3 protein-coding genes are annotated in these 13,748 nt (G+C 73.1%); all 3 read left to right on the top strand.

Annotated elements, in window-relative coordinates; all coding sequences use genetic code 11:
- Positions 1–3,999: type I polyketide synthase (locus AB0B64_RS60470; protein WP_358207472.1), on the top strand; the 3,999-nt coding region annotated here is incomplete at its 5' end.
- A complete protein-coding gene (locus tag AB0B64_RS60465; protein WP_358207464.1) occupies positions 3,996–8,600 on the top strand; it encodes a type I polyketide synthase in 4,605 nt (1,534 codons plus the stop codon). The genes AB0B64_RS60470 and AB0B64_RS60465, both read left to right, overlap by 4 nt.
- A partial coding sequence (locus AB0B64_RS60460) for an SDR family NAD(P)-dependent oxidoreductase (RefSeq protein ID WP_358207458.1) occupies positions 8,597–13,748 on the top strand: 5,152 nt, incomplete at its 3' end. The genes AB0B64_RS60465 and AB0B64_RS60460, both read left to right, overlap by 4 nt.

The raw sequence follows: 13,748 nt of genomic DNA, 5'->3' as shown, positions 1-13,748 counted from the left end.
CCATGGCCGGAGACCGGTCGGCCACGCCGGGCCGGGGTGTCCTCCTTCGGCGTCAGCGGCACCAACGCCCACCTCATACTCGAACAGGCTCCTCCGCCCGCCCGCACCGCCCCTGAGCAAGACGTGCCGCTGCCGTGGGTACTGTCGGCCACCAGCCCTGAGGCGCTCCGCGCGCAGGCCGCCCGCCTGGACGAGCACCTCACCGAATTCGACCCGGCGGCGACGGGCCGGGCCCTGCTGACCACCCGGGCGAGCTTCGAGCACCGCGCGGTCATCGTGGGCGACCATAGGGAAGGGCTGCGCGCCCTTGCCTCGGGCCGGTCCGCGGCAGGTCTGATCGTCGGCAGGTCGACCGGCGGGAGAACGGCGTTCGTGTTCCCCGGGCAGGGCTCACAGTGGCCGGGTATGGCGCGCGAGCTGCTCCGGACCTCGCCCGAGTTCCGCGACCACGTGCACGCCTGCGCGGCGGCGCTCGCCCCGCACGCCGACTGGTCGCTGATCGACGTGCTCGAAGAACGGCCCGGCGCGGCCTCGCTGGACCGGGTCGAGGTCGTGCAGCCGGTGCTGTTCACGATGATGACCGGGCTGGCGCAGGTGTGGCAGGCTCACGGGATCAGCCCCGACGCGGTTGCCGGGCATAGCCAGGGCGAGATCGCGGCCGCGTACGTGGCGGGCGCGCTCACCCTCCCCGACGCCGTCCGCATCGTGGCGCTGCGCGCCAGGGCCTTGATCGCGCTCACCGGCAAGGGCGGGATGCTCTCGGTGCTGCGGCCCGCCGATGAGGTCGCGGTCTACCTGGGCGGCTACGGCGGTGCCGCCGACATCGCGGCGGTGAACGGCGCGGCCAGCACGGTGGTGTCCGGCACCCCGGAGGCCCTCGACGACCTCGAAGCGCGCCTGACCGCGGACGGCGCACGGGCGCGGCGCATCCCGGTCGACTACGCCTCACACTCCCGGCAGATCGACACCGTCGAGCCCGGCATCCGGTCCGCGCTCGCCGGAATCGTGCCGATGGCCGCGAAGGTCGCCTTCTACTCGACCGTCACCGGTGACCGCATCGACACGTCCCTGCTCACACCCGAGTACTGGTACGACAACCTCCGCCGGCCCGTACGGTTCCACGAGGCCATCCGGGCGCTGCTGCGTGACGGGCACGACCTGTTCGTGGAATCCAGTCCGCATCCCGTCCTCACCGTCGGCATCGACGACGAGGAAGGCGTGACGGTCACCGGTACGCTCCGGCGGGACCGGGGCGGATGGGCGCAGCTCCAGGAGTCCTTCGGCATCGCCCACAGCCTGGGACGGCAGGTCGCCTGGCCGGTGACCGCCGCCGACCCCGCGTACCAGGTGGAGCTGCCCACCTACGCCTTCCAGCGCCGTCGCTACTGGCTGAACGCACCGGCCGGGCGACAACCGGCGGCCGGGGCGGTTGCTCTGGACCACCCGTTCCTGCACAGTGCCCTGTCGCTCGCCGACACCGGCACGCTCGTGCTCACCGGCAGGATCGCCCCCGGCGAGCATCCGTGGCTCACCGACCACGCCGTGCACGGCACACCTGTCCTGCCCGGGACCGCCTTCGTGGACCTCGCCCTGCAGGCCGCGGCGCAGACCGGGCAGGCGGGGATCGACGAGCTGACCTTGGAGAGGCCGCTGGTACTCCCTCAGGACGGTGGTGTCGATCTGCAGATCATCGTGGGACCTCCGGACCAGGCCGGTTCGCGCCCGATGGCGATCCACGGCCGCGCCCAGGAGGAGGACTGGACCAGGTACGCCGTCGGACTGCTCGGCGCTGAGAGCGCAGGCCCGGCGGAGTTCGCCGGGGTGTGGCCGCCCCCAGGAGCCGAGCCGATCGACATCGAAGACCTCTACCGGCGGCTGGCCGTACGAGGCTACGACTACGGGCCGGAGTTCCGCGGCATGACCGCCGCCTGGCGGCTCGGTGATCGGCTGTTCGCCGAGGCCGGACCCGTCTCTCACGTCAGTGGCTTCGTGCTGCACCCGGCTCTGCTGGACGCCGCCCTGCACGTTGTGGTGGGCAATGGGACAGGCGCCCCTCGGCTGCCGTTCGCGTGGACGGGCGTGGCCGCTCGCCCCGAGGTGGGCACCGGGCTCAGGGTCCTGGTCCGGCCCTGCGAGGGCGACACGGTGTCGATCCAGCTCGCCGACCCTGACGGACAGCCGGTCGCCGCCGTTGGCTCGCTGGCGTTGCGTCCACTGGAGGCAGGACGTCTGCGCTCCGCCGGGCGACGACCGTCCACGCTGTTCCGGCTGGCCTGGCCCACCCTGCCGGTCCCCGCGGATCGCAGGCAGGACGATGTCATCGTCGAGCTTCCCGCGTGGGAGAGCACCGCCGAGGCGGCGCAAGCGGCGGCCGAGCACGCACTCCGGCTGCTGCGCGACTGGGTCACCGCCGAACGCGACGACACCGCGCGCCTGGTCCTGCTCACCCAACGCGCGGTGGCGGCAGCTCCCGGCGAGGACGTCCACGACCTCGCCAACGCCACGGTCTGGGGCCTCGCGCGGACCGCGCAAAGCGAGCACCCGGGCCGGATCGTGCTCCTGGACAGCGACGGTCACCCGAGTTCCACCGAGGTGATTCCGGCGGCGCTCGCCACAGGCGAGGACCAGCTCGCACTGCGCGCGGGTGAGATCCACGTCCCCAGACTCGTCCAGGCCGACCTCTCGTCCGCGACTTCGGGGGACGGTACGGCTCCAGCCCCCCACAAAGAGGCGATGGAGGGGACGGTTCTCATCACCGGCGGCACAGGAACGCTCGCCAGGCTCGCGGCCCGCCGCCTGGTGACCCACCACGGCGCCCGCCGCCTGCTGCTGGTGAGCCGCAACGCGACCAGGGCTCCGCAGGCGGTGGCGGAGCTGGAAGAACTCGGCGCGGAAGTCACCCTCGCCGACTGCGACGTCGCGGATCACGAGGCCCTGGCGAAACTCATCGCCACGATCCCCAGGCTCACCGCCGTCATCCACACCGCGGGCGTGCTGGACGACGCCGTGCTGACCGCCCAAACCCCTCAGCGCCTGGCGAACGTCCTGCGCCCCAAAGCGAACGCCGCCTGGCATCTGCACCAGTTGACCAAAGACCTGGACCTGTCCGCGTTCGTGCTCTACTCCTCGGCCGTCGGTCTCGTCGGCTCCCCGGGCCAGGCGAACTACGCGGCCGCCAACACCTTCCTCGACGCTCTCGCCCAGCGCCGCCGCGCCGCCGGGCTCCCCGCGATCTCCCTGGCCTGGGGACTGTGGGCGGCGGGTAGTGGCATGACCGGCCATCTCACCGATGCCGACCTGCGGCGGCTGGGGGGCGGCGGCCTGCTGCCGCTGGACACCGAGCAGGCGCTGGACCTGTTCGACACCGCGCTCACCAGCTCGGACGCCATGCTGGTGCCCGCCAGGATCGCGGCCGAGGCCGCGGACCCGCCCGCCGTCCTGCGCGGTCTCGTACACGGCCCCGCCCGCCGCGCCGCCGTACCCGCGGACGACGCGCGGCTGGCCGGGCTCGACCCGGAGCAGCGCAGAAAACTGCTGCTCGACCTGGTCCGGCAGACCGCCGCCGACATCCTGGGTCACCCTGACGCCGACGCGGTGGCGCCCGGCCGAGGCTTCCAGGCCGCGGGCTTCGACTCCCTGATGGCCGTGCGATTCCGCAACCAGGTCGGCGCCAGGCTCGGACTCCGCCTCCCGGTCACCACGATCTTCGACCATCCCACGCCCGCCGAACTGGCGGCACACCTTGAAGAGCTGGTCGCACCACCCCCCGCCGATCCTGTCGAGGCACTGCTGGCCGAACTCGACCGGATCGAGGCCGCGCTGCGGGCCGTTCCCACCCCTAGCGCAGTGATCACAGCTCGGCTCCGGGACCTCGCGCGGGCAAGCGGGCCTGCCACCGCGGAGCCCGCCACCGATCTGGCCGACGTCACAGACGACGAGCTTTTCGACGTGCTCGACCACGAGCTGACGATCCCGAGCACCGACGGAGAGCTCGCATGACCTCCAACGAGGACAAGCTCCGCGACTATCTTCGGCGCACCACCGCCGAACTGCGGCAGACCCGGCGTCAGATGGAAGAGTCCGAAGCCGCCAGGACCGAACCCATCGCGATCATCGGTATCGGCTGCCGCTACCCGGGCGAGGCCCGCTCACCCGAGGACCTGTGGCGGCTGGTGGCGGAGGAACGCGACGTCGTCGGGCCGCTCCCAGCCGACCGCGGCTGGCCGGACCTCTACCACCCCGACCCCGACCACCCCGGCACCTCCTACGCCCGCAGCGGCGGATTCCTGCACGACGCCGCCGATTTCGACGCCGAATTCTTCGACCTGCCGCCCCGCGAGGCCGCCGCCGTGGACCCCCAGCAACGGCTGCTGCTGGAGGTGGCCTGGGAAGCCTTCGAGCGGGCCCGGATCCTGCCCGAGTCGCTGCACGGCAGCAGGACTGGGGTGTTCACCGGAATCATGTACGGCGACTACGGCACGCGGTTCCAGCGGGCGCCGGAAGACCTGGAGGGGTACCTGGTCGTCGGCAGCGCGGGCAGCGTCGCCTCGGGACGGCTGGCCTACACCTTCGGGCTGGAGGGCCCGGCGATCACGGTGGACACCGCCTGCTCATCCTCGCTGGTCGCGGTGGACCTGGCGGTCCGAGCGCTGCGGGCGGGGGAGTGCTCGCTCGCACTCGCCGGGGGAGTCACCGTCCTGGCCACTCCGGCTATCCTCATCGAGTTCTCCCGTCAGCGCGGCCTGGCCCCGGACGGGCGCTGCAAGTCCTTCGCCGACTCCGCCGACGGCACCGGCTGGGGCGAGGGCGCGGGCCTGCTGCTGCTGGAGCGGTTGTCGGACGCGGTACGCAACGGCCATCCCGTCCAGGCCGTGATCCGTTCCACCGCTGTCAACCAGGACGGCAGGAGCAGCCAGCTCACCGCACCTAACGGGCCCTCACAGCAGCGGGTGATCCGGCAGGCGCTGGCCTCCGCCGGGCTGAACCCAGCCGAGGTGGACGTGGTGGAGGCCCACGGCACCGGCACCACGCTGGGCGACCCGATCGAGGCCCAGGCGCTGATCGCGGCCTACGGTCACGATCGGCCCGCCGACCGGCCACTGTGGCTGGGATCGGTCAAGTCGAACATCAGCCACACCCAGGCGGCTGCGGGCGTCGCGGGAATCATCAAGATGGTCGAGGCGATACGGCACGGCGTGCTGCCCAGAACTCTGCACGTGGACCAGCCGTCGTCCCACGTGGAATGGTCGGGCGTACGGCTGCTGACCGAAGCCCGGCCATGGCCGGAGACCGGGCGCCCGCGGCGGGCCGGAGTCTCCTCCTTCGGCATCAGCGGCACCAACACCCACGTCATCCTCGAACAGCCGCCGCCCGACCTGGAACAGGAGCGACGCGAGACCCCGTCCGGGCCTGCGCCGTGGGTGCTGTCCGCACGCACGCCCGAGGCGCTCCGCGCGCAGGCGGCCCGCTTGGCCGCATTCGTCCGTGCCCGCGATGCCCTTGACCCGGTGGAGGTGGCCCGCTCCCTGGCGACCACCCGTACGGCCTTCCCCCACCGCGCCGTGATCGTCGCCGACGACCCTTCCGGCTACCTGGACAGGCTCGACGCGCTGGCCCGCGGCCAAGCGCCACCGGACGTGGTTCAAGGATGCGCCACCGGTGCCGGCCTGGCGTTCCTGTTCACCGGTCAGGGCAGCCAGCGCGCCGGGATGGGCCGTGAACTGTATGCCGCCTACCCCGTCTTTGCCCAGCACTTCGATGCGGTCGCCGATGCGCTCGACGCCGAACTGGCCGGCCACGCCCGGCGCCGCGTCCGAGACGTCGTCTTCGACACCGGCGACGGCACCGACCTGGACAAGACCCTCTACACCCAGACCGGCCTGTTCGCGCTGGAAGTGGCCCTGTTCCGGCTCTTGGAGTCGTGGGGGGTACGGCCCGACCGGCTCGCCGGGCACTCCATCGGCGAGCTGTCCGCCGCCCACGTGGCCGGAATCCTCACCCTGCCCGACGCCGCCAGGCTCGTCGCGGCCCGCGCCCGGCTGATGCAGGCGCTGCCACCGGGCGGCGCCATGGTCGCCCTCCAGGCCGGTGAGGCGGAGGTGCGCGCCAGGCTCAGGGACGGCGTGTCGATCGCCGCGGTGAACGGGAGCGCCGCGACCGTCATCTCCGGCGAGGATGACGCTGCGCTGGCGGTGGCCGCCGCGTTCGAGGACCGCAAGACCAAGCGGCTGCGCACCAGCCACGCCTTCCACTCCCACCGGATGGACGGCATGCTCGCGGAGTTCGAACGCATCGCAGCCGGACTCGACCAGCGGCCTCCCGCCATCCCGGTGATGTCCACCCTGACCGGCGAGCCGCTGACCGAGGTGACGGCCGCGTACTGGGCCAGGCATGCCCGCGACACCGTCCGTTTTCTGGACGTGGCCCGAAGGCTCGACGCCGGCACCTGCCTCGAGCTGGGCCCTGACGGTGTGCTCAGCGCCATGGTCGAGGAGACGCTGCCGCCCGGCGCGGTGGCCACGCCGGTGCTGCGCCGATCCCAGCCCGAGCCTCGGACGCTGCTCACCGCCGTTGCCCACGCCTATGTATCGGGCGTCGCGGTGGACTGGGCCGCCCTGCTGGGCGGGCCCGGACAGGCCGAGCTGCCGACCTACGCCTTCCAGCGCCACCGTTACTGGGCGCAAGCACCCGCCACGGCCTCCCGGGCAGCGGACGGCCTGCGCCACCGGATCGCCTGGCATCGGCTGCCCGCCCTGGAGGACGCCAGGCCGGCCTCCGGCCGCTGGGCCATGCTGGTGCCCGCACGAGGGACCGCTGACGGCTGGGCTGCGGCGCTGACCCAGGCGCTGACCGACGCCGGAGCCGAGGTGTCGCGGATCGTCGTCGGACCCGGGGACGCCCACCGCGACCACCTGGCGAAGGCACTCGACCAGCCCGTCGCCGGGGTGCTCTCGCTGCTCCCGATGGACACAGGCCCCACCCCCGGGCACCCGGACCTTCCCTGGGGCCTCGCCGCGAGCACCGCCCTCATCCAGGCCATGGACGCCGCGAACCTCGGTGCGCCGCTCTGGTCCCTGACGCGGGGGGCGGTCGCCGCGGTCCCCGGCGATCCGGCCGACGATCCGGCGGGCGCACTGGTCTGGGGGCTGGGCAGCGTGCTTGCCATAGAGATCCCAAGGCTGGTCGGCGGGCTGATCGACCTGCCGGAGAACGCCCGGCACGACGATGCCGTCCTGGCGGTGCGGGCCCTGCTCGGAGCGCACCGCGAGACGGAACTGGCCGTGCGATCCGCGGCGGTGCTCACCCGCCGCCTGGTCCGCGCGGCTCCGGGCAGCGGCTCCTGGCAGCCGCGAGGCACCGTACTGATCACCGGTGGCACCGGGGCGCTCGCCCGGCACAGCGCCCGCTGGCTCGCCCGCGCGGGCGTCACCCGCCTCCTTCTGGCGAGCAGACGCGGAGCGCAGGCCCGCGGCGCGGCCGAGCTGGCCGCCGAGTTGACCGCGCTCGGTGCCGAGCCCGTCTTCGTGGCCGCCGACGTGACCGATCGGGACCGGCTGGCGGAGCTGCTGGCCGAGCATCCGGTCACTGCGGTCGTGCACGCCGCCGCCGTCCTCGATGACGCCGTGCTGGGCGCGCTGTCTCCTGAGCAACTGCAGCGGGTCCACCGGGTCAAGGCCGTAGGAGCGCGGAACCTCGATCAGCTCACCCGCGAGCTCGATCTGGACGCCTTCGTGCTCTTCTCCTCCGTCGCGGGGGTCTGCGGCATTCCTGGGCAGGGCAACTACGCACCGGGCAACGCGTTCCTGGACGCGCTGGCCGCACGCCGCCGCGCCGCGGGCCTGCCCGCCACCTCGATCGGATGGGGGCACTGGGCAGGAGACGGCATCGCGGGCGGAGAGGGCGAACGGCGCGTGGCCCAGCACGGATTCCGCCCCATGGATCCCGAACTCGCGGTCACCGCTCTGGCCGACGTGCCCGACGAGACCCATGTGATCGTCTGCGACGCGGACTGGGCGCGAGCGGCGGAGGGCCGGGCCGCACCGCTGCTCGCCGACCTCGCCGGCGGCACGCGGGAACCGGAACCGACGACCGCCCCGGCACTGCTCGCCCGGCTCGGCGCGGCGAACGGGCAGCGGCGCCGGGGCATCCTGCTCGAACTGGTCCGATCCCTGGTCGCCGCCGTACAGGGGCGGCCGTCGCAGGACGAGGTGGACCTTGCCCGCAGCTTCCGCGACCAAGGGTTCGACTCCCTCACCGCGGTCCGGCTGCGCAACCGCCTGATCACTGAAACCGGGCTGGCCCTCCCGGCCACAGTGGTCTTCGACCACCCCACGCCACGCGCGCTGGCCGAGTTCCTGTACGCGGAGCTGACCCCGCGGGCCCCCAGCGGCCAGGACGCGTTGGCCGAGATCGAACGGCTGGAGACGCTGCTGGCCGCCGTCCCACCGGACGACCCGCACCGCGCCGAGGCCGGGCGCCGCCTGCGCACGCTGGTGCGCCGGTGGGTGGACGAGCCCGGACCCGAGCTGGACGACCGGCTGTCGCACGCCACCGACGACGAACTCATCGACTTCATCGGCAAGGAGCTGGGGATCTCATGACCGACGACCGGATCCGGCACCTGCTCAAGCGGGTCACCGCCGAACTACACGAAACCCGTGAACGTCTCCGCGAGTCACAGGGTCAGGCCGCGGAGCCGATCGCGATCGTCGCGATGGCCTGCCACTTCCCCGGCGGTGTGGACACGCCTGAGGACCTGTGGCGGCTGGTGGCGGAAGGCCGTGACGCGATCACTGAGTTTCCGGACGACCGCGGCTGGGACGTGGCCGGGCTCTACGATCCCGACCCCGAAAGGGAAGGCACCACCTACACCCGTCACGGCGGCTTCCTTGCCCACCCCGCCGACTTCGACGCCGACTTCTTCGGAGTCTCACCACGCGAGGCTCTGGCCACCGATCCCCAGCACCGGCTGCTCCTGGAGACCGCCTGGGAGACCTTCGAACGGGCCGGCATCGACCCGCACACCCTGCGCGGCAGCCGTACCGGCGTGTTCGTCGGCACCAACGGCAACGACTACGCGAGCCCGGGGACGGTCGCGCCCGGCGAGGTGGAAGGCTATCTGGCGGTCGGCAACGCGGCCAGCGTCGCCTCCGGCCGGATCTCCTACACCTTTGGTTTCGAAGGTCCCGCGATCAGCATCGACACGGCCTGTTCCTCCTCTTCGGTGGCGTTGCACCTGGCCGTGCGGTCGCTGCGCTCCGGCGAGTGCGACCTGGCCCTGGCCGGGGGCGTGACCGTGATGACCACGGCGTCGGTGTTCGTGGAGTTCTCCCGCCAGCGCGGCCTGGCGCCCGACGGGCGGTGCAAGCCCTTCGCCGCCGCCGCCGACGGCACCGGCTGGTCGGAGGGCGTCGCGCTGCTGCTGGTGGAACGGCTGTCAGAGGCGCGGCGGCGCGGGCATCAGGTGCTCGCGGTGGTCCGTGGCAGCGCGGTCAACCAGGACGGCGCCTCCAATGGGCTGACCGCGCCGAGCGGCCCAGCGCAGCAGCAGGTGATCCGCGCGGCTTTGGCCGACGCTGGGATGCCTGCCGCTCAGGTGGACCTCGTGGAGGCGCACGGCACCGGCACCAGGCTCGGCGACCCGATCGAGGCGCAGGCGCTGCTGGCCACCTACGGCGCGAGCCGCTCCGCCGACCGGCCGTTGTGGCTGGGCTCGGTCAAGTCCAACCTCGGGCACACCCAAGCCGCCGCGGGCGCCGCCGGGATCATCAAGACCGTGCTGGCCCTGCGTCATGGCCTGCTGCCGAAGACGCTGCACGTCGACGCCCCCTCACCGCACGTGGACTGGTCGCCGGGCACGGTACGTCTGCTCGCCGACGCACAGCCCTGGCCACAGACGGAAGGGCCGCGCCGAGCCGGCGTGTCCGCCTTCGGGGTGAGCGGAACCAACAGTCACATCGTGCTGGAACAGGCGCACTCGGAGCCCGGACCCGAAGCCCCTGAGATCTCCGAGGCGCTGCCGTTCCCGGTGTCCGCGCGCACACCGGAGGCACTGGCCGCGCAGGCCGCCCGGCTTGCGGCGTTCGTCCGCGAAGGCGGGACAGGCGTCGCCGCCGTCGCTCACGCCCTCGCCACGACCCGGGCCGGGCTGGAGGAGCGCGCCGTCATCGTCGCCGCTGACCGGGACGGCCTACTGGCCGGGCTGGACACGCTCACCCGGGGCGAGAGCGCCGAGCCGGTGGTGATCCGCGGTAGGGCGGTGGACGAGCGCCGCATCGTCTTCGTCTTCCCCGGACAGGGCTCCCAGTGGGCGGGCATGGCCCGCGAACTGCTCGACTCCTCGCCCTCTTTCTCCCGCTCGATCGAAGCGTGCGCGGCGGCGCTGGCGCCGCACGTGGACTGGTCGCTCACCGACGTGCTGCGCGGCGGCGAACTTACGCGGGTGGACGTGGTGCAGCCCGCCCTGTGGGCGGTCATGGTCTCGCTCGCCGAACTGTGGCGTTCGTACGGCGTGTACCCGGATGCGGTGATCGGCCACAGCCAGGGGGAGATCGCGGCGGCCTGTGTGGCAGGCGCGCTGTCCCTCGAGGACGCGGCCGCGGTGGTGGCGCTGCGCAGCCGGGCGATCGTCGCACTTTCGGGGCGCGGCACGATGGCGTCGATCTCCCTGCCCCTGGCGGCGGTGGAGGAGCGGATCGCCCGCTGCCCGGGAGACGTATCGGTGGCGGCCGTCAACGGCCCGTCCACGGTGGTGGTCGCGGGAGCGTCAGAGGCGGTCGCGGCGCTGGTCGAGGAGTGCGAGGCCGAGGGGATATGGGCCCGCCGCGTTCCGGTGGACTACGCCTCGCACTCCGCGCACGTGGAGACGGTCGAGCAGGAGATCAAGGACGCGCTACAGGGAATCCGCCCGCGCGCGTCTGACATCCCGCTGCTGTCCACGGTCACCGGGGACTGGCTCGACACCGCCACCATGGACGCGGGCTACTGGTACGCCAACCTGCGGCACACGGTGCGGTTCGAGCCTGCCGTACGTGAGCTGCTGGGCTCAGGACACGACGTGCTCGTCGAGGTCAGCCCGCACCCGGTGCTGACCTCGGCGCTCCAGGAGATCGCCGACGACGGGGCCGTTGTGCTCGCCACCCTGCGCCGGGACGAGGGCGGCCCAGAACGGTTCCTGGCCTCGCTGGCCGAAGCCCACGTCAAGGGCGTGACCGTGGATTGGACGCCGGCCTTCGGCGCGTGGCCCGCCCCGCCGGCTGAGCTGCCCACCTACGCCTTCCAACGACGCCGCTTCTGGCTGGGCGCCGCCCCGGTGAGCCGAGGTTCGATGGGGCATCCGCTGCTGGAGACGGTGGTGCATCCGGCGAACGAGGACGTGGTGTTGCTCACCGGGAGGATCCCGGCGCGCATCTGCTCCTGGCTGGCCGACCACCGCGTCCGGAACCGTTTGGTGGTGCCCGGCACCATGTTCGTGGACCTGGCGATTCGCGCCGGCGACGAGGTGGGCCTGCCCACCCTCGACGAACTGGTCATCGAGACACCGCTGGCCCTGCCTGCCGAGGGCGAGGTCCAGCTACAGGTGAGGGTGGACGCGCCGGATGAGGCCGGCCGCCGCCCCTTCGCCGTTCACGCGCGGGCCGTCGAGAGCGGTCCCTGGACCCGGCATGCGCACGGCCTGCTCACCTCCGGCTCCGCCGTCCCCGCATCCTCGCCGTGGACGCCGGGGGGCATCGCCGAGCCGATCGACGATCTCTACGCGGAGCTGGCCGAGAGCGGGATCGGCTACGGACCGGCCTTCCAAGGGCTGCGGGCCGTCCGGCGGCAGGGCGGCGAGGCGTACGCCGAGGTGACGCTCCCGGACGAACTCGGCGAGGAGCCCTTCGGCCTCCATCCCGCACTGCTGGACGCCGCCTTCCACGCTGCCCGGCTCCCCGGCCGGTTGCCCTTCGCCTGGAGTGGCGTACGGCTGCACGCCTCCGGCGCCACGGAACTGCGGGTGCGGCTGTCCACCGGAGTCGACGGTTCGCTGTCCCTGCACGCCACCGACCCGACCGGCGCGCCCGTCATCACCGTCGACTCCTTGGTAGCCCGGCCCATCCAGGAGGGGCGGCTCGCTCCGGTCGGCCATCACGATCTCTACCGCCTTGACTGGACGCCCCTGGACCTCCAGCCGGAGGCCGCGCCCTCACCGGTCCGGATCATCGACGTGCCGACAGGGGAGAACGCCACGGCGCGAGTGCTCGGCGAACTGCGCTCGGCGCTGGCCGCACCGGAAGGCGAACGCCTGGCGGTGGTGACCCACCGCGCGGTGGCCGCCATCGGCGGCGAGTCGCCGGATGTGGAGACCGCGCCCGTCTGGGGACTGCTGCGGGCCGCCCAGACCGAACACCCCGGCCGTTTCCTGATCATTGACGTGGACGCCGAGTCGGCCTCGGCGCTTCCCACCGCCATCGCGGCAGGCGAGCCCCAGCTGGCGCTACGCGGCGGAGCCGCCCTGGCACCCAGGCTCGCCAGGGCGTCGGCCACCGCCGAGCGCGTATGGTCGTTCGCCCCGCACGGCACCGTCCTCATCACCGGCGGGCTCGGGCTGCTCGGCGGTCTCATCGCCCGCCACCTGGTGACCCGTCACGGCGTCCACAGGCTCGTGCTGCTCGGCCGCCGCGGCGCCACCACCCCAGGCGCCGCCGACCTGGTGGCCGAGCTGACGGGACTGGGCGCGCAAGCGCGCGTCGCCTCCTGCGACGCGGCAGACCGGGACGCGCTGGCCCAGGTCATCGCCGACATCCCCGCCGACCACCCGCTCACCGCGGTGGTGCACGCGGCCGGGCTGCTCGACGACGGGGTGATCACTTCCCTGACGGGAGAACGGCTCGACGCGGTGATGCGTGCCAAGGCGGAGGCGGCCTGGAACCTTCATGTGCTCACCAAGGACATAGAGCTGAGCGCGTTCATCCTGTTCTCTTCGGCCGCCAGCGTGCTCGGCACCCCTGGCCAGGGCAATTACGCGGCGGCGAACGCCTATCTGGACGCACTCGCCGCCCACCGCCACGCTGCGGGGCTGCCCGCCGTGAGCCTCGCCTGGGGCTTGTGGGCCGAGGCCAGCGCGATGACCGGGCACCTTGAGGCGTCCGACCAGAGCAGGCTCGCCCGCCAGGGCATCCGGCCGTTGACCGTCGAGCAGGGGCTCGCGCTGTTCGAGGCGGCGGGCCAGGCGAGCGACCCGCTGCTCGTGCCCGTACGGCTGACGGCTCCCGACCCGGTGCCGCCGCTGCTGCGCGGACTGTTCCAGGCCCGCCGCCCGACGGCGCGCGCCGCGTCAGGCTCGTTCGCCCAGCGGCTGCGGGACCTGCCCGACGGGCAGCGTGACCAGGCTCTGCTGACGCTGGTGGGCGAGCTCGCCGCCGCGGTGCTCGGCCGCGACGGCCTCACCGACGGCGACCGTACGTTCCGCGAGCTCGGCTTCGACTCTCTCACTGCCGTGGACCTGCGCAACCGGCTCGCCGCCGCCACCGGGCTCCGGCTTCCTGTCACCCTGGTGTTCGACTACCCGACACCCGCCGCGCTGGCGCATCGGCTTGGCGCCGAACTCCTCGGCGAGGCGAGCGGCCCGGCAGCCGTCGCCGTGCGGGCCGCCGCCGACGACGACCCCATTGTGATCGTGGGGATGGCTTGCCGGCTGCCGGGGGGTGTGGCCTCGCCGGAGGATTTGTGGGAGCTGGTCGTCTCGGGTGGGGATGCGATCGGGGCTT

It is taken from the genome of Nonomuraea sp. NPDC049129 (assembly GCF_040648495.1).
GTDB lineage: Bacteria > Actinomycetota > Actinomycetes > Streptosporangiales > Streptosporangiaceae > Nonomuraea.
This window is presented reverse-complemented; position numbering and strand designations above follow the sequence as displayed.

Bases quoted from the DNA above. Each gene is read 5' to 3' on its own strand.
- AB0B64_RS60465 (WP_358207464.1), top strand. From the start codon at position 3,996: ATGACCTCCAACGAGGACAAGCTCCGCGACTATCTTCGGCGCACCACC.